General features: G+C 69.1%; 22 protein-coding genes and 2 tRNA genes. 12 read left to right on the forward strand and 12 right to left on the reverse strand.

The features are described from left to right. Window positions 1–116: 116 nt before the first annotated feature. Together E2L08_RS15920 and E2L08_RS15925 are read right to left on the reverse strand one after the other, a co-directional pair. The gene (locus tag E2L08_RS15920) at window positions 117–431 is read right to left on the reverse strand and encodes a hypothetical protein (protein WP_133398087.1); all 315 of its coding nucleotides are present in this window, start codon (window positions 429–431) and stop codon (window positions 117–119) included. A gap of 1 nt (window position 432) precedes the next feature. After that, window positions 433–900, reverse strand: a complete 468-nt coding sequence (locus E2L08_RS15925) for a hypothetical protein (protein ID WP_133398088.1) — start codon at window positions 898–900, stop codon at window positions 433–435. 144 nt (window positions 901–1,044) lie between these two features. Between E2L08_RS15925 and E2L08_RS15930 the strand changes: the two genes are divergently transcribed. The 4 genes from E2L08_RS15930 to E2L08_RS15945 all read left to right on the forward strand — a co-directional run bounded on the left by E2L08_RS15930 (window position 1,045) and on the right by E2L08_RS15945 (window position 4,434). Continuing rightward, on the forward strand, window positions 1,045–1,527 hold the full coding sequence (locus E2L08_RS15930; RefSeq protein WP_133398089.1) for a putative pterin-binding protein: 483 nt from the start codon (window positions 1,045–1,047) through the stop codon (window positions 1,525–1,527). After that, window positions 1,524–2,831 (forward strand): sensor histidine kinase, encoded by a 1,308-nt coding sequence (locus tag E2L08_RS17085; RefSeq protein ID WP_168771185.1) that lies wholly within the window; start codon window positions 1,524–1,526, stop codon window positions 2,829–2,831. The genes E2L08_RS15930 and E2L08_RS17085 overlap by 4 nt, the downstream gene beginning before the upstream one ends. After that, a complete protein-coding gene (locus tag E2L08_RS15940; RefSeq protein ID WP_133398090.1) occupies window positions 2,828–3,784 on the forward strand; it encodes a response regulator in 957 nt (318 codons plus the stop codon). Before E2L08_RS17085 ends, E2L08_RS15940 begins: the two co-directional genes overlap by 4 nt. A 131-nt stretch (window positions 3,785–3,915) precedes the next feature. Beyond that, entirely contained in the window at window positions 3,916–4,434 is a 519-nt protein-coding gene (locus E2L08_RS15945) for a hypothetical protein (RefSeq protein ID WP_133398091.1), read from the forward strand. Window positions 4,435–4,512: 78 nt separating this feature from the next. On the opposite strand, the gene E2L08_RS15950 is transcribed toward E2L08_RS15945, so the two are convergent. The 4 genes from E2L08_RS15950 to E2L08_RS15965 all read right to left on the reverse strand — a co-directional run bounded on the left by E2L08_RS15950 (window position 4,513) and on the right by E2L08_RS15965 (window position 9,450). Further along, window positions 4,513–4,716: a hypothetical protein gene (locus E2L08_RS15950; RefSeq protein ID WP_133398092.1), complete on the reverse strand. Its 204-nt coding sequence runs from the start codon at window positions 4,714–4,716 to the stop codon at window positions 4,513–4,515. Between the two features lie 434 nt (window positions 4,717–5,150). Further along, on the reverse strand, window positions 5,151–5,819 hold the full coding sequence (locus E2L08_RS15955) for a hypothetical protein (protein WP_133398093.1): 669 nt from the start codon (window positions 5,817–5,819) through the stop codon (window positions 5,151–5,153). Window positions 5,820–5,963: 144 nt separating this feature from the next. Continuing rightward, window positions 5,964–8,477, reverse strand: coding sequence for a cation:proton antiporter (locus E2L08_RS15960; protein WP_133398094.1), 2,514 nt, complete (start codon window positions 8,475–8,477; stop codon window positions 5,964–5,966). 61 nt (window positions 8,478–8,538) lie between these two features. Beyond that, window positions 8,539–9,450 (reverse strand): LysR family transcriptional regulator, encoded by a 912-nt coding sequence (locus tag E2L08_RS15965; protein WP_133398095.1) that lies wholly within the window; start codon window positions 9,448–9,450, stop codon window positions 8,539–8,541. Window positions 9,451–9,559: 109 nt separating this feature from the next. On the opposite strand from E2L08_RS15965, the gene xdhA reads away from it, so the two are divergent. From xdhA to E2L08_RS15995, 6 genes are all read left to right on the forward strand, one after another. Further along, a complete protein-coding gene (xdhA, locus tag E2L08_RS15970) occupies window positions 9,560–11,017 on the forward strand; it encodes a xanthine dehydrogenase small subunit (RefSeq protein WP_133398096.1) in 1,458 nt (485 codons plus the stop codon). Window positions 11,018–11,031: 14 nt separating this feature from the next. Continuing rightward, window positions 11,032–13,431: a xanthine dehydrogenase molybdopterin binding subunit gene (gene xdhB / locus E2L08_RS15975; RefSeq protein ID WP_133398097.1), complete on the forward strand. Its 2,400-nt coding sequence runs from the start codon at window positions 11,032–11,034 to the stop codon at window positions 13,429–13,431. Between the two features lie 3 nt (window positions 13,432–13,434). Then, entirely contained in the window at window positions 13,435–14,247 is an 813-nt protein-coding gene (gene xdhC / locus E2L08_RS15980; protein WP_133398098.1) for a xanthine dehydrogenase accessory protein XdhC, read from the forward strand. An 84-nt stretch (window positions 14,248–14,331) separates the two neighbouring features. Further along, window positions 14,332–14,405: transfer RNA gene (locus tag E2L08_RS15985), tRNA-Gly, on the forward strand. 88 nt (window positions 14,406–14,493) lie between these two features. Continuing rightward, a complete protein-coding gene (locus E2L08_RS15990) occupies window positions 14,494–16,278 on the forward strand; it encodes an ABC transporter transmembrane domain-containing protein (RefSeq protein ID WP_133398099.1) in 1,785 nt (594 codons plus the stop codon). Between the two features lie 72 nt (window positions 16,279–16,350). Further along, a complete protein-coding gene (locus E2L08_RS15995; RefSeq protein ID WP_133398100.1) occupies window positions 16,351–18,252 on the forward strand; it encodes an acyl-CoA synthetase in 1,902 nt (633 codons plus the stop codon). A gap of 21 nt (window positions 18,253–18,273) precedes the next feature. Here the strand turns inward: E2L08_RS15995 and E2L08_RS16000 are convergent, their stop codons facing one another. The 3 genes from E2L08_RS16000 to E2L08_RS16010 all read right to left on the reverse strand — a co-directional run bounded on the left by E2L08_RS16000 (window position 18,274) and on the right by E2L08_RS16010 (window position 19,836). Next, window positions 18,274–18,882 (reverse strand): SCO family protein, encoded by a 609-nt coding sequence (locus E2L08_RS16000; protein ID WP_133398101.1) that lies wholly within the window; start codon window positions 18,880–18,882, stop codon window positions 18,274–18,276. 9 nt (window positions 18,883–18,891) lie between these two features. Then, complete coding sequence (locus E2L08_RS16005) at window positions 18,892–19,428, reverse strand: copper chaperone PCu(A)C (RefSeq protein WP_133398102.1); 537 nt, start codon at window positions 19,426–19,428, stop codon at window positions 18,892–18,894. Between the two features lie 78 nt (window positions 19,429–19,506). Then, a complete protein-coding gene (locus tag E2L08_RS16010) occupies window positions 19,507–19,836 on the reverse strand; it encodes a hypothetical protein (protein WP_168771186.1) in 330 nt (109 codons plus the stop codon). A 120-nt stretch (window positions 19,837–19,956) separates the two neighbouring features. Here E2L08_RS16010 and E2L08_RS16015 point away from each other — a divergent pair, with 120 nt between their 5' ends. Then, on the forward strand, window positions 19,957–20,307 hold the full coding sequence (locus E2L08_RS16015) for a DUF3140 domain-containing protein (protein ID WP_133398104.1): 351 nt from the start codon (window positions 19,957–19,959) through the stop codon (window positions 20,305–20,307). A gap of 34 nt (window positions 20,308–20,341) precedes the next feature. On the opposite strand, the gene E2L08_RS16020 is transcribed toward E2L08_RS16015, so the two are convergent. Then, window positions 20,342–20,417, reverse strand: a tRNA-Trp gene (locus tag E2L08_RS16020). A gap of 120 nt (window positions 20,418–20,537) precedes the next feature. Here E2L08_RS16020 and E2L08_RS16025 point away from each other — a divergent pair. Further along, a complete protein-coding gene (locus E2L08_RS16025; protein ID WP_168771187.1) occupies window positions 20,538–21,035 on the forward strand; it encodes a ferritin-like domain-containing protein in 498 nt (165 codons plus the stop codon). Window positions 21,036–21,099: 64 nt separating this feature from the next. Here the strand turns inward: E2L08_RS16025 and E2L08_RS16030 are convergent, their stop codons facing one another. Both E2L08_RS16030 and E2L08_RS17445 read right to left on the reverse strand, forming a co-directional pair. Next, window positions 21,100–22,077, reverse strand: coding sequence for a zinc transporter ZntB (locus E2L08_RS16030; protein ID WP_133398106.1), 978 nt, complete (start codon window positions 22,075–22,077; stop codon window positions 21,100–21,102). Between the two features lie 93 nt (window positions 22,078–22,170). Beyond that, window positions 22,171–22,254 (reverse strand): EF-Tu C-terminal domain-related protein (locus E2L08_RS17445; protein WP_133397560.1); only part of this gene is annotated, 84 nt, incomplete at its 5' end.

Here is a 22,254-nt window from a genome sequence, read left to right on the forward strand (position 1 = left end):
AAAGGGGAAAGCTTGGCCATCTGCTCGTCGCTCAGCCAGTAGAGGTCGTCCATGTCACCGCTCCGTTTTTCGGGCCGTGAATCACGCCGAACAGCAACAATCAATGCATCCTGACCCTAGCGTTCGGCCCAGCCATTGCCGATGACGATCAGATCGCCGCCCATGCGGGTCATCAGCAGGGTGCGCTCGCGCCAGTCCTGCCCTTCGCCGCGGCAATTGGCCCAGTAAAGCGTCGCGTTCTCCCAACCTCCGACGGATTGCGGATCGGTCAGGCGGCAGCTCGACTCGTAATAGACGATCCGGTCGCCGCGGATCGTCACGCGCTCGTCGCTGATGGGCGCGGTGCAGTCGAAGCCGTCATAGACGCCATCGAACGGGGCCGCGATGGCGGGGCCGGCAAGAAGGCCGAGGACAAGCGCGACGCGGTGCATGTCACTCCACCTGCTCGAGCTGCGCCGCAAAGCTGAAGGTGACGGGCCGGGTCTCTTGCGCCGGGCCGCCGGTGACCTCGCCGGTGACGGTGCCGGCAACGGCGACGCGGTCGCCCCCCGCGTCGAAACTGTCGATCTGCAGCACAAGGCCGCTTTCGTCGCCGTGCCAGTTGCGCCCCATGTCGCGCGCGAAAGCGATGCCGAGCGTTACTTCGCCCGGATCGGGCAATTCGCCGATGAAGGCAAGCGTCAGCACGAGAGGACCCTGGTCGCCTTCTATCCTCGTTGCCAGAAGCGACGCGTCGGCAAAGGTTCCGACGACCGTTGCGCTTGCAAGATCGGCAATGACCGGGAGTTCGAGCGGCATGCCCCCGAAACTGCCGATGACGTGCCCGCCCGAGCCTTGGGCGATGGCGCCCCCCGCGTCGATGCCGAGCATGCGGCGAAAGGCGTATGTGACGCGTGGCATGTGGATCATTGCCGTTTCCCCCGGTCGATTGCCCCGGCAGGCTAGACGCGAAAAGGCCGTCCCGCCCCGTTCATTCGAAGTGGGCGAAACGGGTTTTCGCGTGGTAGCCTGACCCTGCGTAAGAAACCCTGCGGAAAGCGGCGAATGAAGATCACGACATGCCTGTTGCGGCTCTTGCGGGTGGCGGTGCTTGCACTCGGCGCGTCCGCCGCGTCGGCCGAAGAGGTGCTGCTGACGCTCACCGGCGCTGTGCGGGACGGGCAAGTGACGATCGCGCGCGCCGATCTCGATGCGATGGAGTGGCGCGAGATCGCCACGTCGACCACCGTCACCGACGGCCAGCCGTTGTTCCGGGGCGTGCTGATGCGCGACATCCTGGCCCATGCCGGGGCCGAGGGCGAGACAGTGACCGCGCAGGCGCTCAACGATTACGTCATCGACATCCCCGTCAGAGACTTCCACGATTTCGACGTGATCGCGGCGCTTTACATGGACGGCGCGGCGCTGACGCCGCGCGACAAGGGGCCGGTCTGGATCGTATACCCGCGCGACGATCACGGCGTTCTGGCCGATATCCGCTACGACATGCGCTGGGTTTGGCAACTCAGCGCGCTGCATGTGCAATGACCCGGCGCGGCGCGCCCTGGCGTTATGGCGGGCTGGGCGCGCTGATCGTCGTCTGCCTCGGGCTGCTGGTTGTCGCCGGGCATAATATCCTGCGCGTCGAACGGCAGATGCAGATCGCCGCGACCGAGAACATGACCTGGATCTTCGGCCAGACCCAGATCGAGGCGCTGAGCCTCACCGCCGCGCTTTCGGCCGGGGCCGAAGAGACCGAGGTGCAGCGCCGCTTTGATCTTCTGGTTTCGCGGCTGAACCTGCTGCGCGACGGGCCGCAATGGCGGTTCCTGCAGGAGGCGGGGCTGGCCGAGGGGCTGACGGGCTGGCGCGACGGCCTTCTGGCGCGCGATCCGGCGCTGGGCGGCGACCGGGCGGCGCTTCTGGCGCATGTCACGGCGCTGTCGACGGCGCTGCGCGGCAAGTCCAGCCGGGTGATGGCGCGTGAATGGCAGTTGCAGGCGGACCGGCTGGACCGGTTGCGCCAGCTCCACATTCTGGCGCTGGCGGCGATCTTCGGCGCGCTGCTCTCGGGGGCGGGGCTGGCGGCGCTGCTGGTGGATCGCGAACGCCGGCTGGCACGGGCGGCGCGGTTGCAGGACGACCTCGACCGCGAGCGTATGGCCTCCGAGGGGTATCGCCGCTTTGCCGACCTGATGGCGCATCAGGTGCGTACGCCGCTTGCGGTGATCGACAGCGCCATGCACCGGCTGACCCGGCCCGGCACCCCGCCGACCCCCGAGGAGATCGGCAGGAAGGCGCAGGTCTCGCGCGAGGCGGTGGCGCGGCTTGTCCGGCTGACCGACACGGCGATGCTGATGGCGCGGGTAGATCGGGGCGCGGTCGCGCCAGAGCTTGCCACGCATGATCTGGACCGGATCGCCGCCGCCGCTCTGGAGGAGGCCGCCGCACGGCCCGCCGATGCCGCCCGGCTGCGGCTTTGCCCGTCGAACCGCCCGGTACCGGCGCTGTGCGATCCGGTGCTCACGCACGAGATATTGGCGAACCTGCTGGGCAACGCGCTGCTCTACGCCAGTTCCGACGGCCCGATCGAGCTTTGCGCCCGGCGCGATGGCGAAACCGCGCTTTGCGACCTGCGCGATCCGGGGCCGGGCATGTCGCCCGAGGATTTGCACCGCGCTTTCGACAATTTCACGCGCGGCGCGCGGCATCGTGACCTGCCGGGCTCGGGTCTCGGCCTGCCGCTCGCGCGCCACCTCGCGCGGCTACAGGGCGGCGACGTCACGCTCCTGCCGCAGGAGGATGGCGGGCTGATCGCGCGGCTGACCCTGCCCAAGGGGGCAGCCGCATGACCGCGCCGCTCATCCTGTGCATCGAGGACGAACCTTCGCTGCGCGACGACATCGCGGCCGAGCTGACCGAGGCCGGTTACGCGGTGATCGCGGCGGGCGATGCGCCGCAGGCGCTGCGCCATCTGGAGCGGCAGCGCCCCGATCTCATCCTGTGCGACATCGTCATGCCCGGCATGGACGGCCACGCGCTGCTGGCACATCTGCGCGGCGCGCGGCCCGATCTCGACGATATTCCCTTCGTGTTCCTCACCGCCCTGTCGGCGCGCGAACAGATGATCGAGGGGCGGCGGGCGGGGGCGGATGACTACCTGACGAAACCCATAGATTACGACCTTCTGCGTGCCATGATCGCGGCGCGGCTCGACCGGATGGCGCGGCTGCGCGCGGCGCAAGGCGGCACCGCGGTGCTGGACCGGCTGGCGGTCGGTGTCGTGCTGCTGGCGGCGGATGGCAGCCTGCGCCATGCCAATCGCGCGGCGCGGGACCTGGCGCGGCAGGCCGGGATCGATCTGGGCGCGAACTGGCGCACCGGGGGCGAGGCGGGGCGCAAACTGGCCGCGCTGGCCGAGAGGGTGGCGCGCGGCCAGACGGGCGGGACGGCGCTCCTGCTCGACACCGGCGGCCGCCGGCTGATGGTTCTGGCGCGTCGCTTTGGTGCGGCGGCGGGGCAAGAGGGCGTTACCGCCATGCTCACCCTCTCGGATCCCGAACGCCCGCAGGCGCTCGATGCCGCGACGCTGCGGCAATTGTTCGACCTTACCCCGACCGAAGCCTGCGTCGCGCGGCTTGTCGCCGAAGGTCTCCGCCGCGATCAGGTCGCGGAGCGGCTTGGCGTCTCGGGCACCACCGTCGCGTTCCACCTGCGCAACATCTTCGACAAGACGGGCACGAGGCGGCAGGCCGATCTGGTGGCGCTGATCCTGTCGATGCCGATGGCCCGTGCGGACCCGTGAGCAACCGCCCTGCAAGATCCTGCCGAGTACAAGGAGAGACCGACCATGACAGGAACACGCCTCGTCTCGGCAAGCGGCATTGTCGCTATCGTCACCGCCGCCGGGCCGATTTCCATGAGAGAGGACATATCATGAAGCTCTTGGCACCAGTCATCGCGGCGGGCCTCGCGCTCGCCCTTCCGGTTCAGGCATGGGAGATCGAAGAGATCGGCATCCTGCGCGCCACATTTGGCGAAGAGTTGTTCGAAAAGCCCACGGTCATCGTGACTCAGGGCGATGAGGTGTCCCCAACGGCCTTCCTGCTTCTGACTGTCGGCAATTTCTCTTCCCTCAGCCTCATGAGCGGCGACGGGAATTTCGCGATCGACGCGACCTTCATGTCGCATGCGCCCGGCCCGGACACGGCCCCGGTATCGACCAACGTCACCTACGCGCCCGATGGCAACATGCAGTTCTGGCTCTCCGAAGGCGCGCCGGAGCCCATGGAGGTGACCTTCACGACGCTGGCCATCGACGGCGACAAGGGCGAGGCGGTCGGCCGGTTTCGCGGGCTCTTGTGCTTTGCCGATGGGCTCGGCGCCGAGGCCGATCCCGGCAATTGCCGCCCCGTCGAAGGCAGTTTCGACACGCCGTTCTTCATCGAGGAATGACGCATCCCACCGGCGCCGTCGTCCCCGCTTGGAGCGGAAGCGAGCCCGGCGGGCACCCGGCGCAGCGCGGCAGGCCGATCAGAGGGGCACGAAGAGATAGTCGAGCACGGCTTTCCGCCCTGCCCGCTCGGCCGAGCGGCGCGAGGCCGGGTTCAGACCGTCGATGGTGCCGATCAGCAGCCGCTCGGGATCGCGGCCCGGCCGGGCGGCCCCGCGCGGACCGAACAACCGATCCGCAAGCGCGGCCTGATCGTTAAGAGAGGGCCAATCGGCCGGGGTCATGGTGCCACCTCCTCGGGAACCGATGAATTGCCGCCAGAGCGGGGCCGCCGCATGGAGGGCCGACCGACCCCGCCGATAGAAAGCATATGCCACCTCGATAGCAATTTGACCGGCGCACGGCGATGGCCGCTCTCGAGCCGTATTCAGCGTGTAACTTCCCGTGAACCGACAAGAGGCGCCCCCGATTTCCGGGGCGCCGGTGTGAAAGCTGCATGCGAGAGGACCACAAATGGCAAAGGCTCTTGTGCTTGAGGAAAAGGGGAAACTGTCGCTCCGCGACTTCCCCCTGAACCGGTCCCCGGGGCGGTCCGACGTGCGAAACCTGAAGGTGGGCGACCGGGTCATGCATGGAACCCGGCATACCCCACAGGCCCGTCCGCGATGCCGGGCCACGCGACCCACTCCCCCCCGACGCACGCCGTTCCGCGCGGCCCCTACAGGGTGTCGCGGATGGCGTCGCGCAGTTCGGGGTGGAGCGTGAGGGGGGCGGTCTTGTCGTCCTGTGGCGCATCGTTTCGCGCGCCGAGGCAGGCGGTGCCGTCGGGGGGTGTCGAGCCGGTTTTGACGCCAAGGAACTCGGCGATGGCCCGGCCCGCGGTCGCCAGCGCCCGCGCGGCCGAGGCGTCCGACTTGTAGCCCGCCGCGTGGGAGATGCGCGCGTCGCCCAAGCCCTCGTCCCCGGCAAGCGACAATGCGACCAGCATGGCTCGTTGCGGCCGCGTGAGCGCGATCTGGCCCAGCGCCTCGGCATATTCCTCGGTGCTGGGCACTGCGATCCCGGTGCGCGGATCGTGGCGGCGCGACTCGGTCCTGCGGCTTTCGCGGGCGTCGATCAGCGCGTGCAGCGCCTCGATGGCGGCCTGCTCGGTCTCGCCGCTGGCCTCGGCGATAAGGCCGCGCGCGAGGGTCGGCGGCTTGGGAAAGGCGCGCGCGACGAAGGTGCCGGCGAGCTTGCCCGACTTGACCAGGTAGCGGCCATGCTCGCCCATCTGGACCGGGGGCGAGGCCGCCGGTTTGGCGCCCGCGCCTTTCCTGGCCGCGGACGCGCTCTTGAAATGGTCGCGATCCGCGGTGGCCTGGGTCGTCGCGCTTTGGCGTGTCATCTCGATCCTCTCGGGGCGGGTATGTCGGGGATGGGGCGGCGGTGTCGCACAGGGTGAACCGGCGGACGCGCGCCAGCGGCCGGACATGGCGGCCAGCCTATTGCACTTGGCGTCTGCGAGGGGGGGTTACAAGATGACCGAGGGTCAGGAGGCCTCGGGCGCCCCGGTCTTGAGCCGGTCGGGGTCGAGCCCGCGCTTGCGCGCGCTCTCGCTCACCGCGTCCCTCAGCGCCGTGCTTCGCTCGAGCAGGGCGCGGAACCGCTCGATATCGAGCAGCAAAAGCGTCGTGGGGGCGATGGCGCGCGCCTCGACGCGGCGGATATGGCTGCTGAGCAGGGCTAAATGGCCAAAGAGCTCGCCACGTCCCAGGCGCCACGTTTGCCCCGCGGTCTCGAGCTCGACCGCGCCCGAGGCGATGAAATGGACTCTGCCGACCGGCGCGTTCTTGCGAAGGATGACGCTGCCATCGTTGACGTATCGCGTCCTGAGCGCCCGGCCCAGTTGCCGGATCGACCGGTCGTCGAGATCGGCGAAAAGCGGGAATTGCCGGACGAGGTCGAAGCGTTGCACCGCGATGTCGAGCGCGGGGCGCCGCTCGGCGGCGACACGGCGCGCGGCGAGATCCTGCATCAGCGTGGTGAACACCTCGGCCCCGATCAGCCCGTCCTCGCGCATGGCGACGTATTCGCGTTCCTCGAACCGCAGCGCGGTGCGGCGGATGAACCGTCGTTCGAGCCGTTCGGCATAGCCCGGATATTGCAGCCGCATCCCGTCGAGCGCGGTTTCCACCATCTCGATCCGGCGCGCGAGCAGTTCGAGCATGAGATCGGCGACGCGCCTGCCGTGGATGCGGCGGATGCGACGTTCGATGAAGGAATCGAGGTCGCGCAGCGTCAGGCGCTGCGACAGCAGCAGCTCGAACCGGTCGGCGGTCAGGTAGATCAGCGGCGCGGACCAGCCGAGCCGGCCATGCAGCATCCCCGCCAGCGCAAAGCTGCGCCCATAGGCGACCGAGCGGCGCGCCGCGCGCCTGTAGCCGTCCCGCCCGCCCGCCCGCGCGGCCTCGATAAGGCGGTCGGCGTTCAGCAGGGTCTGTTCGGCCATCCGCGACGAGATCGTGCGTTCGCGGACGCGCTCGAGGATCGTGTCGCGCTCGAACCCCGCCAGCGCGATCAGGCCCAGCGTGATCCTGTCGCGGTCGAGGATGTCCTCGCTGTCTTCGGCGGTCCTGACCGCGCCCTCGAGCCGCTCGCCGAAGGCCTTGGCCTCGGAGCGGACGACATCGTGGGTCAGCGCGTATTCGTCGGTCGTGCGGGCCACGTCCTCGCGCACGGTCTGCAACGCGACGGCGACCACCTGGCGCGACATGGCCTCGTCGATGGGCGACAGGCGGTCGAGCCCCAGCAGGCCGATCACCATGCGCAGCGTCGTGCCCTGCACCAGCAGCGTGAACAGCGTGAACCCGGTGGCGAGAATGCCGACGACGCGGCGCGTCTCGGCCGGGACGCGCAGGCTTTCGGTCACGGCCAGCGCCAGCGCCAGCGTCACCGCCCCGCGCAACCCGCCCCACAGGATCGCCGCGCGATAGGGCGGATCGACCGGGGGCGAGGCCTTGATCCGCGTGAGGAACGGCAAGAGACCCCACAGGATGACGGCCCGCGCCGCGATGGCCGCGACCACCACCACCCCGATCAGGACGAAATCGCTGAGCCGCACGTATTGCAGCAGGCGCGGGATCAGCAGCGCGGCCAGGATAAAGATCAGCGCCCCCGCCCAATGCGCCAGCAGATCCCAGACCTCGCGCAGGTTCACCCAGGCTTGCGGCGGCAGGCGCCCCGGCCCCGCCAGGTTCAGCGTCAGCCCGGCAGCCACGACCGCGATCACGCCCGAGGCGCCGACAAGCTGCTCGGCACCGATATAGCCGAGATAGGGCAAGGCGACCGACACCGAGATCAGGGCCAGTTCGTGATTGCCGAACATCGCCATGATCCTGATGGCGACATGCGCGGCGATCCAGCCGGTCAGCGCGCCTCCGACGATCAGGACGGGGAACCGGGCCAGCGCGTCGATCAGCTTCGGGTCGGGCACGCCGCGCATGACGAACCCCATGAACAGCCCGAAGAGCGCGATCGCGGCGGCGTCGTTGAGCAGGCTCTCGCCCTCGATGATCCGTGCCAGCCGCCGCGGCGCCGAGATCGAGCGAAAGATCGAGACCACCGCCGACGGGTCGGTCGTGGACACGATGGCGCCGATCAGCAGGCAGGCCGCCAGCGGCAATGCGCTGGCCCAGAACAGCGCGTAGCCCACCCCGAGCGTCGCCACGACCACCGCGACCACCGCCAGAACGAGGATCGGCACCCAGTCGTCCACCATCCGGCGCAGGTTCATCCCCAGCGTCGCCTGGAACAGCAGCGTGGGCAGGAACACGTAGAGGAACACGTTCGACCGGATGGGCAGCCCCAGGATCGCCTCGGCCACGGGGTTGAGCGCGTCGGTCAGGTCGGTGCGCAGAAAGAACAGCGCGGCCGTACCGATCAGGATGCCCAGAACGGCGAGGATCACGGTGAACGGCAACCGCAACCGCGCGCCCAGCGGCTCGGCCGCGCCGATGACGATGAACAGCGACGAGATGACCGCAGTGACGAGGACGATATCCATCAGCCGCGCTTACCCGATTTCGCGGGATGCGGGAACTGCCCCGAGCGGGCGCGCCGCGATGTCAGCGCGCGGGCGCAGAGGGCAGGATTTCGCGGCAGCGTTTCAGCATGAAGTCGATCAGCAGGCGCACCTTGCTGTCCTGGAACCGGCGGTGCGGGTAAAGGCAGCCGAAAAGCGCGGGCTCGGGCGGCGTTTCGGGCAGGATCTCGACCAGCCGCCCGGCGGCGAGGTGGTCCGCGATCTCGAACCGCGGCTTGTTGACGATGCCGCGCCCGTCCAGCGCCCAGCCCGTCAGCACGTCGCCATCGTCGGAATCGTAGCTGCCCCGCACGTCGAGCCGCAGATCCCCCGTTGCGGTGCGCAGCGTCCAGAACCACTCGGGCGAGCGGGGATAGCGCAGCAGCAGGCAGTTGTGGCGGCGCAGATCTTCGGGGGTTTGCGGCGTGCCGTGGCGTTCGAGATAGACGGGGGCTGCGCAAAGCAGGCGGGGCGTGTCCATGATCTTGCGCAGCGTGAGGTTCGAGTCGGGCGGCCGCCCGACAAGGAACGCCACGTCGAGGTTTTCCTCGAGCAGGTCGATCTTGCGATCCGACAGCCTCAGCCGCACCGACACTTCCGGGTAGAGATCGACGAATTCGGGGATCAGCGGGGCGATGATCCGCTTGCCGATCCCGAGGGGCGCGGCGATCTGCACGTTGCCATGGGGCTTGCTGGAAAAGCTCGACGCGACGGCCTCGGCATCCTCGATACTCTGGACGATCCGGCGCGCGTGATCGTAGAAGGCCCGCCCCACCTCGGTCGGGGACAGCTTGCGCGTGGTACGGTTGAACAGACGCACGTCGAGCCGGCGCTCGAGCTCCTTGATGCGGTTGCTGGCGACGGCCGGTGTCAGCCGCAAGTCGCGTCCCCCGGCGGTGATGCTGCCGAGCTCGACGACGCGGACAAAGACCCGCAGGCTTTCGAGATAGGGCATCGCGCCTTTGGACTTTCCACGATTCGTTGAAATAGCATACCCGACTGCCCCCTGTTTTCGAGGGCAATTTACCCCGATACTGTCCGACGCGCCCCCGGAGGAGACCCCCATGACCGACAGGACGACCATCGGATTTCTGCTCAACGGCAAGGACGTGACGCTCGACCGCGTGGCGGCCACCGATACGCTGCTCGATTTCCTGCGGATCGAGCGCCGCCTGACCGGCACCAAGGAAGGCTGCGCCGAGGGCGATTGCGGGGCCTGCACCGTGCTCGTCGGGCGGTTGCGCAACGGCGCCCTGCGCTACGAGCCGGTGAATGCCTGCATCCGGCTGATGCCCACGCTCGACGCCTGCCATGTCGTGACGATCGAATACCTGTCCGGCCCCGAGGGACGGCTGCACCCCGTGCAACAAGCCATGGTCGAGCATCACGGCAGCCAGTGCGGTTTCTGCACGCCGGGCTTCGTCATGGCGCTTTATGCGCTGTGGATGGAAAATCCCGACCCCACCGAGGCCGAGATCGAGACGGCGATCCAGGGCAATCTCTGCCGCTGCACGGGCTATGCCCCCATCATCCGCGCCGCGCGCGCCATGACCGCGCTGGGCAGCCCGACCGAGGATGTGCTGAACACCGAACGCGACCTCGTCGCCGCGCGTCTCGCCGCGCTGGAGGACAGGCGCCGCGTGGTGCTGCGCAAGGGCGACAGCCGCGCGATCCTGCCCGCCTCGGTCGACGACCTGGCGCAGGTGCTGGTCGAGACGCCCGGCGCAACGCTGGTCGCGGGGGCGACGGATGTCGGGCTGTGGGTGACGAAGTTCCTGCGCGACATTTCCCCGGTGGTCTTTCTCGGTCATCTCGAGGGGCTGCGCCGGGTCGAGGTCACGGAAGACAGCATCAAGATCGGCGCGGGCGTCAGCTATGGCGGCAGCCACCGGGTCCTGACCGAGCATTTCCCCCACATGGCCCCGTTCTGGGACCGTATCGCGGGTTGGCAGATCCGCAGCATGGGCACCATCGGCGGCAATATCGCCAACGGCTCGCCCATCGGCGACACGCCGCCCCCGCTCATCGCGCTCGGGGCCGAGATCGTGCTGCGCCGGGGCGAAAGCCGCCGGACCCTGCCGCTCGAGGCGTATTTCCTCGATTACGGCAAGCAGGACCGGGCCGATGGCGAGTTCATCGAGGCGATCCGCATCCCCCGCCCCGATCCGAACACGCGCCACGCGGCCTACAAGATCTCCAAGCGGCGCGACGAGGATATCTCGTCGGTCTGCGCCGCCTTCGCGCTGAGGATCGAAGGCGGCCGGATCGAGGAGGCGCGCATCGCCTTCGGCGGGATGGCCGCGACGCCGAAACGCGCCACCGCCGCCGAGGCGGCGCTGAGCGGGCGCGAGTTCGACGAGGCGGCGATGCGCGACGCCGCGGCGACCCTGCCGCAGGATTTCACACCGCTGAGCGACTGGCGCGCCTCGGCCGAGTACCGGATGCGCGTGGCGCAGAACCTGTTCCAGCGGTTCTGGCTCGAGACGCAGGACGGCGCGGCCCCCGTCCGGCTCAGCGCGTGACGAAAGGAGACGACATGACCGACAAGATCGTCGATGCCCCCGTCGAGACGCAGAAACGCACCGATCCGCCGGTCGCGCAGAAATTGTTGCGCGCCGATCAGGCGCGCGACACCATCCGCGGCGGCGTCCATACCGACCTGCGCCACGACAGCGCGATCAAGCATGTCACGGGCCGGGCCGAGTATTGCGACGACATCCCCGAGCCGGCGGGCACGCTGCATGCCTGTCTCGGCCTGTCGTCCCGCGCCCATGCGCTGATCCGCGCGATGGACCTGTCGGCGGTCGAGGCCGCGCCGGGCGTGATCGGCGTGCTGACGGCCGCGGATGTGCCGGGGGTGAACGACATCTCGCCCACGGGCCGCGACGACGAGCCGGTTTTCGCGACCGAACGGGTCGAGTTCTGGGGCCAGCCGATCTTTGCCGTGATCGCCGAGACGCGCGACGCCGCCCGCCGCGCGGCGCTTTTGGCGGGGATCGAGTACGAGAACCTCCCCCATGCGCTCGACCCCGATGCCGCGCGCGCGGCGGGCATGGGCTATGTCACGCCGCCGCTGACGCTCAGGCGTGGCGATGCGGCAGCCGCGATGCAGTCCGCGCCCCACCGCATCGCGGGGCGGATCGCGGTCGGCGGGCAGGACCACATGTATCTCGAGGGCCACATCGCCTTTGCCATTCCGGGCGAGGACGAGGACGTGATCGTCCATTCCTCGACCCAGCACCCGACCGAGGCCCAGCACATGGTGGCGCATGTTCTGGGCGTCGCCTCGAACGCGGTCACGATCAACGTGCGGCGCATGGGCGGCGGCTTCGGCGGCAAGGAAACCCAGATGAACCTGTTCTGCGCGGTGGCCGCGATCGCCGCCAAGAAGTGGAACCGCCCCGTCAAGATCCGTCCCGATCGCGACGACGACATGACCGCGACCGGCAAGCGGCACGATTTCGTCATCGATTACGAGGTGGGGTTCGACGATTCGGGCCGCATCCTCGCCATGTCGGGCGATTTCGCGGCGCGCTGCGGCTATTCGTCGGATCTTTCGGGGCCGGTCACGGATCGCGCACTGTTTCATGCCGACAACGCCTATTTCTACCCGCATGTCCTGCTCAACTCGCACCCGATGAAGACGAACACCGTCTCGAACACGGCCTTTCGCGGCTTTGGCGGGCCGCAGGGCATGATCGCGGCCGAGCGCATCATCGAAGAGATCGCCTATCACCGCGGGCTCGACAGTCTCGAGGTGCGCAAGCGCAATTTCTTGGGCGACGCGGGGCGCGACGTGACGCCCTATCACCAGACCGTCGAGGACAATATCGCGCCGCGCCTCGTGGACGAACTCGAGCAAAGCGCCGATTATCGCGCGCGCCTCGCGGCGGTGAAGGCGTGGAACGCGAAGGGCGGCGTGATCCGCAAGGGCATCGCGCTTACCCCGGTCAAGTTCGGCATCTCGTTCACCGCGACCTGGTACAACCAGGCCGGCGCGCTGCTGCACATCTATTCCGACGGCTCGATCCATCTCAACCATGGCGGCACCGAGATGGGCCAGGGGCTCAACACCAAGATCGCGCAGGTCGTGGCCGACGAGCTTCAGGTCGATGCCGACCGGATCAAGATCACGAAAACCACGACGGAAAAGGTGCCCAACACCTCGGCCACGGCGGCCTCGTCGGGGTCGGACCTGAACGGGATGGCCGCGCAGGACGCTGCGCGCCAGATCAAGGAGCGTCTGACCGCCTTTGCGGCCGAGCGGTGGCAGACCGCGCCGGGCAACGTGCGTTTCGTCGCGAACGCGGTCGAGATCGGGGCCGAGACGGTGCCCTTTGCCGATTTCATCCGCGAGGCCTACATGGCGCGCATTCACCTGTCGGCGGCGGGGTTCTACAAGACGCCCAAGATCCATTGGGACCGTGCCAGCGGCAAGGGGCGGCCGTTCTACTACTACGCTTACGGTGCCGCCTGCTCCGAGGTTTCGGTCGATACCCTGACCGGCGAATACCGCGTCGAGCGGGCCGATATCCTGCATGATGTCGGGCGGTCGCTGAACCCCGCGCTCGACCGTGGCCAGGTCGAGGGCGCCTTTGTCCAGGGCATGGGCTGGCTCACCACCGAAGAGCTCTGGTGGGACGCGAACGGCCGGCTGCGGACCCATGCGCCCTCGACCTACAAGATCCCGCTGGCCTCGGACCGCCCGCGGATCTTCAACGTCGAGCTGGCAAGTTGGTCCGAGAACCGCGAAAAGACGATCAAGCGGTCCAAGGCCGTGGGCGAGCCGCCCTTCATGCTGGCGATCTCGGTGTTCGAGGCGCTGAGCCATGCGGTCGCCAGCGTCGCCGATTACCGCGAATGCCCCCGGCTGGATGCCCCGGCGACGCCCGAGCGTGTGCTCATGGCGGTGGAGCGGCTGCGGGGCGCGGGCTAGGCGATGCCGGGGCGGTTGGAGAGCTTTCTCGCCAGCCGGCCGCGCGTCGTGCGTGTGCGCGTGGACGCGGTCCGCGGCTCGGCCCCGCGCGAACGGGATGCCGCGATGTTCGTGGCCGCCGACGCGATCTGGGGCACCATCGGCGGCGGGCAGCTCGAGTATCGCATGATCGACCGGGCGCGCGCGATGCTGGCCGCGGGCGAGGCGGCGGCGCGCGTCGACATGGCGCTGGGCCCCGAGATCGGCCAGTGCTGCGGGGGGCGGGTCGAACTGGCGCTCGACCTGCTCGACGGGGACGCGCGCGCCGATGCCGTCGCCCGGCTTGCGGCCGAACGCGCGGCGCGGCCCGTGGTGCAGATCCACGGCGCGGGCCATGTCGGCCGGGCATTGGCGGGATGTCTCGCGCCCCTGCCCGTGCGCGCCACCCTGATCGACAGCCGCGCGGCCGAGCTTGCGCTGTGCGATGCGCCCGTCGAGCGGTGCGAGACCGCCCTGCCCGAGGCCGAGATCCGCGCCGCCCCGCCCGGCACGGCCTTTGTCGTGCTGACGCACGACCATGCGCTCGACTTCCTGCTGACGGCCGAGGCGCTGGCCCGCGGCGATGCCGCCTATGTCGGGCTGATCGGCTCGGACACCAAGCGGCGGCGGTTCGAGCGTTTTCACGCCGCTCAGGACGCGCAAGGCGATCTGTCGCGGCTGACCTGTCCCATCGGCGCGACCGGCAGCGCCGACAAGCGCCCCGAGGTCATCGCGGCCTTTGTCGCGGCCGAGATCATGACCGCGCTCACCACCCGCAAGACCCCCCGGCCCGCATGACCCGCGCGGCCCCCTGCCGCGACGACGCGGGCTGCGTGGAGCGCTTGTCACCCGGCGCCCGTCGCGCTAGAACGCGGCGCGCCGGCGGGCGTTGTGTAATGGTAAGACCTCAGCCTTCCAAGCTGATGATGCGGGTTCGATTCCCGCCGCCCGCTCCAGCAGCTCCGCCCGGTGCCCCGGCCCGCCCCCGCCCATGACGCGCGGCGGCCCGACCGCACCTGACCGAATGAAAAGCCGGAGGCGAGTTTGGCCGACAAGACATCCACCGAAGAACGCGCCAAATCGCGCGAGATCGGCGCGCTCAAGGCGCTGTGGCCGTTCCTCGCGCGCTATCGCGGAATGCTGTTCGCGTCACTCGCGGCACTCGTGCTGACCGCCGCCGTCTCGCTGGTTCTGCCGCTGGCGGTGCGCCGTGTCGTCGACGGGTTCGAGACCTCGGCCGAGGCGCTGCTCGACAGCTATTTCCTGGCCGCGCTGGGTATCGCGTCGCTGATGGCTCTGGGCACGGGGCTGCGATACTATCTCGTCACGCGGCTGGGCGAGCGTGTGGTCGCCGATATCCGCATCGCCGTGTTCGACCGCGTGATCGGCCTTTCGCCCGCCTTCTACGAAAAGGTCATGACCGGCGAGGTGCTGAGCCGCATCACCACCGACACCACGCTGATCCTGTCGGTCATCGGCTCGTCCGTCTCGATCGCGCTGCGCAACGCGCTGATCCTCGTGGGCGGACTGGCGCTGCTCTTCGTCACCTCGGTCAAGCTCGCGCTTTTGGTGCTGTTGCTGGTGCCCATGGTGATCGTGCCCATCGTCGTTCTGGGGCGGCGGTTGCGAGTGCTGGGGCGCCAGAACCAGGACTGGATCGCGGCCAGTTCCGGCAACGCATCAGAGGCGCTGAGCGCCGTGCAGACTGTGCAGGCCTTCACCCACGAAGGCGCCTCGCGCCGGACATTCGCGGATGTGACCGAAAGCGCGTTCGCCTCGGCGCGCACGCGCATCGCGGTGCGCGCGGTAATGACGGTGCTCGTGATCCTGCTGGTTTTCGCGGGTATCGTCGGCGTCCTCTGGGTCGGCGCCCGCGACGTGCGGGCCGATGCGATGACCGTGGGCGAGCTGGTGCAGTTCGTCATCTACGCGGTGATGGTCGCGGGCGCAGTTGGGGCGCTGTCGGAGATCTGGGGCGAGCTTCAGCGCGCCGCGGGGGCCACCGAGCGGCTGGTCGAGCTCCTGACCGCTTCGGACGCGGTGTCGGACCCCGAGACGCCGGTGACGCTTGACGCCCCCGAAGGCCGGATCGAGTTCGAGGATGTGACGTTCTCGTATCCCGCGCGGCCGGGGATCGCCGCGCTCGACGGCGTGTCGCTGAGCGTGGCGCCCGGCGAGACGGTCGCTCTGGTCGGTCCCTCGGGCGCGGGCAAGACCACGGTGATCCAGCTTCTGCTGCGGTTCTACGACCCGTCGGGCGGCGCGATCCGGCTCGACGGGGTCGATCTGCGCGACATGCCCCGGTCGGATTTCCGGCGCCATATCGCGCTCGTCTCGCAGGACCCGGTGATCTTCGGCGCCTCGGCGCGCGAGAATATCCGCTTTGGCCGCCCCGACGCCAGCGATGCCGAGATCGAGGAGGCCGCGCGGGCCGCGGCCGCGCACGAGTTCATCGAAGCCCTGCCCGACGGCTATGACAGCTATCTGGGCGAGCGCGGCGTGATGCTTTCGGGCGGCCAGAAACAGCGTATCGCCATTGCCCGCGCCATCCTGCGCGACGCGCCGGTGCTGCTGCTGGACGAGGCGACATCCGCGCTCGATGCCGAAAGCGAGCACCTGGTGCAGCGCGCGGTCGAACGGCTGGCGCACGGGCGCACGACCCTCGTCGTCGCGCACCGGCTCGCCACGGTCAAGCAGGCCGACCGCATCCTCGTCTTTGACGGCGGCCGCATCGTGGCCAGCGGGACCCATGACGCGCTGGTGGCCCAGGGCGGGCTTTACGCGCGGCTCGCGCGCCTTCAGTTCACCGCGGGCCTCGCCGCCGAATAGGGGCTTTGCACCGTCCGGCTTGCGCAAAGGCGGCTTTGCCCCGATCAATGACGGGTCAGGGGGGACGCGACGATGGGATATGACGGGCACGACGACCGCGCGCGCATCGAGGCCGAGGGCGCGTGGCACGAGCTCGACCTGCCGCGGACGATCCGCACCCGGCTCGAGCGGACGGCGGCCGTGTCGGGCGACCGGCCGGCGATCACCTTTCAGCTTTTCTCGGGGGCCAAAGACCGCGCCGAAACGCTCACCTGGGCCGAGCTGCGCGACCGGGCCGGGCAATTCGCCAACCTGCTGCACCGGCTGGGGCTCGGCCCCGAGGACAAGGTCGCGACCTTGCTGCCCAACTGCAACGAGGCGGTCATCGCCTATCTGGGCGGCATGTCGCGCTGTGTCGTGGCGCCGATCAACCCCATGCTCGAGCCGCGCCAGATCGCGGCGATCCTGAACGAGACCGGGGCTCGGGCGCTCGTCACGCTCCGCTCGTTTCCCAAGGCCGATGTCGCGCAGAAGGCCGCGCGCGCCCTGCAGGACGCGCCGGGGGTCGAGCATGTGATCGAGGTCGATCTCAACCGCTACATGACCGGGCCGCGCAAGCTGATCGTACCCTTGCTGCGCCCAAGGCTGGAACGCAGCGATGCCGTCCGGTGGCATCGCTGGGACAAGGCGCTGCGCGACATGCCCGCCGCCCCCGAGTTTCCCGATCCCGGCGGCGACCGCGTCTGCGCCAATTTCCACACCGGCGGCACCACGGGAATGCCCAAGGTGGCGCAGCACCGCGTCGAGGGGACGCTATACAACGGCTGGATCGGGGACAGGCTGCTGTTCACCGACCAGGACAACATCATGTGTCCGCTGCCCATGTTCCACGTCTTTGCCGCCGTGGTCATGGTCGGCTCGGCGCTATGCTCGGGGGCGCATGTCGTGTTGCCGACGCCGCAGGGCTATCGCGGCGCCGGGGTGCTCGACAATTTCTGGAAGCTTTGCGAGCGGCATGACATCACCTTCATGATCGCGGTGCCCACGGCCATCTCGGCGCTGATGCAGCGCAAGGTCGATGCCGATATCTCGTCGCTGCAACTGGCGTTCTCGGGCTCGGCGCCGCTGCCGGTCGAGCTGTACCGCCGGTTCGAGGAGGCGGCCGGCGTCACCATCGCCGAAGGCTACGGCCTGACCGAGGCGACGTGCCTCGTGTCGATCAACCCGCCCGACGGCACGCCCAAGATCGGATCGGTGGGCGTGCCCTTTCCCCATACCGAGCTGCGCATCTATCACGACACCGAGGACGGCCCCAAGCAATGCCCGCGCGACGTGGTGGGCGAGATCTGCGTGGCCTCGCCCGGCGTGACGCCCGGCACGACCTATGCCGACAGCGCACGGACGCGCGAGCTGTATTTCGACGGCCGGTTCCTGCGCACCGGGGATCTCGGCCGCATCGATGCGGACGGGTTCCTGTGGATCACGGGGCGGTCCAAGGACGTCATCATCCGCGGCGGGCACAATATCGACCCGTCGATGATCGAGGATGCGCTCCTGGCGCATGACAAGGTCGCGATGGCCGGGGCCATCGGCCAGCCCGATGCCCATTCCGGCGAACTGCCCTGCGCCTATGTCGAGCTGTGCGAGGGGGCCGAGGTGTCGCCCGAAGAATTGGTGGCCTTTGCCTGCGAGCGCATTCCCGAACGTGCCGCCTGGCCCAAGCGGGTCGAGGTTCTGGACGAACTGCCCAAGACGGCGGTGGGCAAGATCTTCAAGCCGGACCTGCGGCGGCGCGCCATCGCGCATGTGCTCGACCACGCGCTGTCGGAGGCCGGGATCGCGGCCAGCGTCGCCCGCGTCGAAGAGGAAAGCCGCCGCGGCCTCGTCGCCCGTATCCAGCCCGGCGTGGGCGCGGATCGCGCCGCGGCCGCGCGCGTCCTGGGCAGTTTCGCCGTCCCGTGGGACTGGGCCGACGAGGTGGACGAGGCGGGCTGAACGCCCGCCCCGTGCAATGGTCTAGCTTCCCGCGAAACAGGCCACGGTATCGGCCATCTCTTCGGGGGTGGTGTCGCGGTTGAAATAGGTCGCGAACCCCGTCTCGGGCATCACCAGGTAGGTGAAGGTCGAGTGATCGACCGTGTAATACGGATCGCTCCGGTCCTCGGGGAGGGAGTAGAAGGTGCGATAGGCGCGGCTGGCCGCGCGGATCTGGTCCTCGGACCCGGTCAGCCCGACGATGTCGTCTCCGAAGGCCGCGGCATAATCGCCCACGACCTCGGGGGTGTCGCGCTCGGGATCGACCGAGATGAACACGCCCTGCGCCTCCACGCCCCGCTCGGCCAGGATATCGAGCGCCTGCGCGTTGCGGGCGGCATCCATGGGGCAGACATCGGGGCAGTAGGTATAGCCGAAATAGACGAGGCTCGGCGCTGTGATGACATCCGCATCGGTCACGGTCTCGCCCGCGGCGTTCACGAGCTCGAACGGGCCGCCGATATCGGCCCCGACCGAGGCGGTCGCGCAATTCTCGGCACCGCCCCCCGAGAACGAGGTGAAGGCGATGACGCCGACACCGAGCGCCACGAGCCCCGCGGCACCGGTCGCGATCAGGGTTTTCCCACGCATGACCGCCCCCTATTCCGCCGGGGCCATGTCATGCGACATGCCCTCGGCCCCGTGTTCGCCCATCTCGCCATGGTCCTCCATGGACCCGTGGCCATCGCCCATCCCGTCGCGGGCCCGGACGGTAAAGGTCACGTCGACCTCGCCCGCGGTTTCGAAGACGAGCGTGGCGTCGATCTCTTCGCCCGCCTCGAAGGCGTTGCCATCGAGCCCGAGGAACATGACGTGATAGCCGCCGGGGGCGAGCTCGACCGTCTCGCCCGCCGGAATGTCGAGCGCATCGACCCGCTCCATCCGGGCGATGCCGTCCTGCATCGAGCTGAGGTGGATCTCGGTCCGGGGCAGCTCCGAGCGGACGCCGATCAGCCGATCGGGCGCATCGCCCTCGTTGACGACTGTGAGAAAGCCGCCGCCCGCGCGCGCCATCGGCGCGGTCTCGAAGGCATAGGGCTGATCGACGGTGATATCGCCGGCAGTGAACTGCTGCGCGCTGACCGGCGCGGCAAGCAGGAAAACGGCAAGAAAGGCGCAATCTGTGCGGGTGATCATGGGAATTGTCCTGTGACGGATGCCCGGACCCGCGCCTCGCGCGGTCCGGCAGGGGAAAGAGTCGGGCGGCAGCGACGCTCAGACCAGCGGCGGCGCGCGGGCGCGATAGGGCCGCGCGGTGTCATCCCGCGCGGGCGTGTCGGACGCAACCGGCCGGAACGCCGCGGCAAGGGACGTCGGCGCCACGACCGGCGCGGTGCCGGCGGGCAGGTCCGCCGCCGCGGCAAGACAGCACATCCCGCAGGCCGCTACCGCATGACCGCCGCCACAGCCCGCATCGCCCGCGAGCGCCAGCGCGCCGCGCAGCAGCGTGTCCGAAGATGGCGGCGCCCGATGGCCCCAGCCCACGACGGCCGCGGCCAGCACGCATAGCGCCAGCAACGCGGTCCTCGGGGATGTCGGTCGCATCGTCATGCCACCGGACTAGCGGATCGCGCAGGCCCGATCCATCGACATTGCGTCGCGCCCGGCGGAACCGCGCCGGGCGCCGCGCGCTTTTCCTGCGAGACCGAAACCACGGAGATCCGAATGTCCAAGTCACGCGACCAGATCTGGGAGGAATGGGGCGAGCTGGTGAACATGAGCCCCGGCGAGCTCGAAGACTGGCTCGACACCGACGAGAGCAAATCCGTCGGCGACAGCGATGACGGCGAAAGCACCGGCCACAAATCGGGCCGTCGCATTGTCGAGATCAAGCGCACCGACAAGGGCGATCTGAGCGACGACCAGTGGGACTGGATGGGCAAGGTGGTGGGCTACGTCAAACGCCATTGCTCGCAAGGCGGGCCGAAAGACGATGTCGAAACCTCGCGCTGGCGCTATTCGCTGATGAACTGGGGCCACGATCCGCTCAAGGACGATGGCTGCTACGACGGCTAGCGCACTGTGCGTCCTGACCCGTCGATCCGCGGTCTGGCAGGGGCAGGGGGACTCGAACCCACGACCCTCGGTTTTGGAGACCGATGCTCTACCAACTGAGCTATACCCCTGTGACCGGCTGTGGGCGTATCGCCGCCCGCCCCGGCGGTCAAGACGCGATCGGCAGGAACAAGGCCCCGCGGCCCGCGTTCGCCCTCCAACCCGTTCACAAATGCAAGGGAGCCCGACCGATGGCACTCAATTCGCTCAAGGATGTCTATCTCGACCAGATCCAGGACCTGTACTCGGCCTGCAAGCAATCCGTGGATGCGACCGCGAAACTGGGCCGGGCCGCTACCGATGACGAGCTTGGCCGCGCACTGGCTGCCGGCAGCAAGGGCATCGCCGATGGCATGGGGCAGCTCGAAAAGCTGTGCAGCGATCACGGGATCGACCCCAACGGCACCCATTGCAAGGGGATGGAGGGGCTCGTGCAAGAGGCGCAGGCCCATGTCCATGATGCCGAGTTCGGCGCCGACGAGGTGCGCGACGCCATGATCATCACGCAATATCAGCGCATGGTTCACTACGCGCTGGCGGGCTATGGCTGCCTCGTGGCCTTTGCCAATCGGCTGGGGCTGGATGGCGACGGGGCCATCCTGCAGGAGTGTCTCGACCAGACCTATGACGGCGACAAGCGCATGACCAAGATCGCCACGACCGGCGGGGTCAACGCCGACGCGGCGTAAGAACCGCTTTCGCGACCCGAACGCCCGCCGCGCCGCGCGCCCGGCGGGCGTTCTGCTGTTCGGGCTAGAGGATGCGGAACAGGCGCAGAATCGCCAGCACGACCCCGCCCGTGGCCAGAAGCGCGAGCGAGAATACCCAGAAGGCCGGCCCCCATGACGCGCCCGGCATTCCCGCGAGATTGATGCCCATCAGCCCCGTGAGAAAGCCCAGCGGCAGAAAGACCGCCGAGATGACGGACAGAACGTAAAGGTTGCGGTTGAGCTGTTCGTCATGCGCGCCCGCGATCTCGTCGCGCAGGGTCTGAAGCTGCTCGCGCACGGCGTCCAGCGTTTCGGTGACGCGGGTCAACTGGTCGAGCTGTTCGGCCATGAGCCGGCGGTCGCGCTCGGCCAGCCAGTCGGGGCATCCGCGCAGGACGCGGGCGACGGCATCGCGCTGCGGCAGCGAGAACCGGCGCAGCTCGGTCAGTTCGAGCCGCTGGTCGGCCAGTTCGGCGCGCAGCCCCTCGGCCAGCGGGTCGGCAAAGGTCGCGGCCTCGAGCCGGTCGGCCCGCGCATCGAGATCGGAGACCTGCGCCTCGATGCCTTGGGTCAGATCCTCGATCAGCCGACCCAGAAATTCGCCCCCCGTGCGGGGCCCCTGCCCCGCCGCGATCTCGTCCGCGATGGCGCGGATCTGCGCAAAGGGATGGCGCGAGATCGAGATGGCGCGGCCCGCGTCGATCCAGACCCGCACGGCCAGCATGTCCTCGGGGTCCTGGTCGGGGCGCGTGTCGATCCCGCGCAGGATCACCAGCGCGCCGTCGCCGATGCGCAGGGTGCGCGGGCGGGTTTCGGCCTCGAGCAGAGCCATGCGGATCGGCGCCTCGAGGTAGTCGAGATGCCGCGCGATCCAGCCTGGCGTGTCGGGATGCGTCCCGTCGAGATGCAGCCAGGCCAGTTCGGGCATTCGCAGGGCGGCGGCGATCTCGTCCTCGGTGTCGAAGCGCCGGCCATGCGCGGCGCCGCCGATGCCCAGGGCGAACTCGATATGCGCGTCCATCTGCGATCCTTCAAACGCGAAAAGGGCGCCCGTTTCCGGCCGCCCCCGTATCGTTCCGGGCCGGGCGGGGGTGTCCCGTCCGGCCCTTTGCCGTCACTCGATGATCTTGGAGACCACGCCGGCGCCGACGGTGCGGCCGCCTTCGCGGATGGCGAAGCGCAGCTTCTCCTCCATCGC

It is taken from the genome of Palleronia sediminis (genome assembly GCF_004358695.1).
Classification (GTDB): Bacteria; Pseudomonadota; Alphaproteobacteria; order Rhodobacterales; family Rhodobacteraceae; genus Palleronia; species Palleronia sediminis.

Excerpts from the sequence above, each read along its gene's own strand:
- E2L08_RS15960 (WP_133398094.1), bottom strand. The coding sequence starts at position 8,477 with ATGGATATCGTCCTCGTCACTGCGGTCATCTCGTCGCTGTTCATCGTC.
- E2L08_RS16025 (WP_168771187.1), top strand. The coding sequence starts at position 20,538 with ATGGCACTCAATTCGCTCAAGGATGTCTATCTCGACCAGATCCAGGAC.
- E2L08_RS15920 (WP_133398087.1), bottom strand. The coding sequence starts at position 431 with ATGCACCGCGTCGCGCTTGTCCTCGGCCTTCTTGCCGGCCCCGCCATC.
- E2L08_RS15925 (WP_133398088.1), bottom strand. The coding sequence starts at position 900 with ATGCCACGCGTCACATACGCCTTTCGCCGCATGCTCGGCATCGACGCG.
- E2L08_RS15995 (WP_133398100.1), top strand. The coding sequence starts at position 16,351 with ATGGGATATGACGGGCACGACGACCGCGCGCGCATCGAGGCCGAGGGC.
- E2L08_RS16030 (WP_133398106.1), bottom strand. The coding sequence starts at position 22,077 with ATGGACGCGCATATCGAGTTCGCCCTGGGCATCGGCGGCGCCGCGCAT.
- xdhB (WP_133398097.1), top strand. The coding sequence starts at position 11,032 with ATGACCGACAAGATCGTCGATGCCCCCGTCGAGACGCAGAAACGCACC.
- E2L08_RS15930 (WP_133398089.1), top strand. The coding sequence starts at position 1,045 with ATGAAGATCACGACATGCCTGTTGCGGCTCTTGCGGGTGGCGGTGCTT.
- E2L08_RS16010 (WP_168771186.1), bottom strand. The coding sequence starts at position 19,836 with ATGCGACCGACATCCCCGAGGACCGCGTTGCTGGCGCTATGCGTGCTG.
- E2L08_RS15940 (WP_133398090.1), top strand. The coding sequence starts at position 2,828 with ATGACCGCGCCGCTCATCCTGTGCATCGAGGACGAACCTTCGCTGCGC.
- E2L08_RS16005 (WP_133398102.1), bottom strand. The coding sequence starts at position 19,428 with ATGATCACCCGCACAGATTGCGCCTTTCTTGCCGTTTTCCTGCTTGCC.
- E2L08_RS16000 (WP_133398101.1), bottom strand. The coding sequence starts at position 18,882 with ATGCGTGGGAAAACCCTGATCGCGACCGGTGCCGCGGGGCTCGTGGCG.
- E2L08_RS15950 (WP_133398092.1), bottom strand. The coding sequence starts at position 4,716 with ATGACCCCGGCCGATTGGCCCTCTCTTAACGATCAGGCCGCGCTTGCG.
- E2L08_RS16015 (WP_133398104.1), top strand. The coding sequence starts at position 19,957 with ATGTCCAAGTCACGCGACCAGATCTGGGAGGAATGGGGCGAGCTGGTG.
- E2L08_RS17085 (WP_168771185.1), top strand. The coding sequence starts at position 1,524 with ATGACCCGGCGCGGCGCGCCCTGGCGTTATGGCGGGCTGGGCGCGCTG.
- E2L08_RS15955 (WP_133398093.1), bottom strand. The coding sequence starts at position 5,819 with ATGACACGCCAAAGCGCGACGACCCAGGCCACCGCGGATCGCGACCAT.
- xdhA (WP_133398096.1), top strand. The coding sequence starts at position 9,560 with ATGACCGACAGGACGACCATCGGATTTCTGCTCAACGGCAAGGACGTG.
- E2L08_RS15965 (WP_133398095.1), bottom strand. The coding sequence starts at position 9,450 with ATGCCCTATCTCGAAAGCCTGCGGGTCTTTGTCCGCGTCGTCGAGCTC.
- xdhC (WP_133398098.1), top strand. The coding sequence starts at position 13,435 with ATGCCGGGGCGGTTGGAGAGCTTTCTCGCCAGCCGGCCGCGCGTCGTG.
- E2L08_RS15945 (WP_133398091.1), top strand. The coding sequence starts at position 3,916 with ATGAAGCTCTTGGCACCAGTCATCGCGGCGGGCCTCGCGCTCGCCCTT.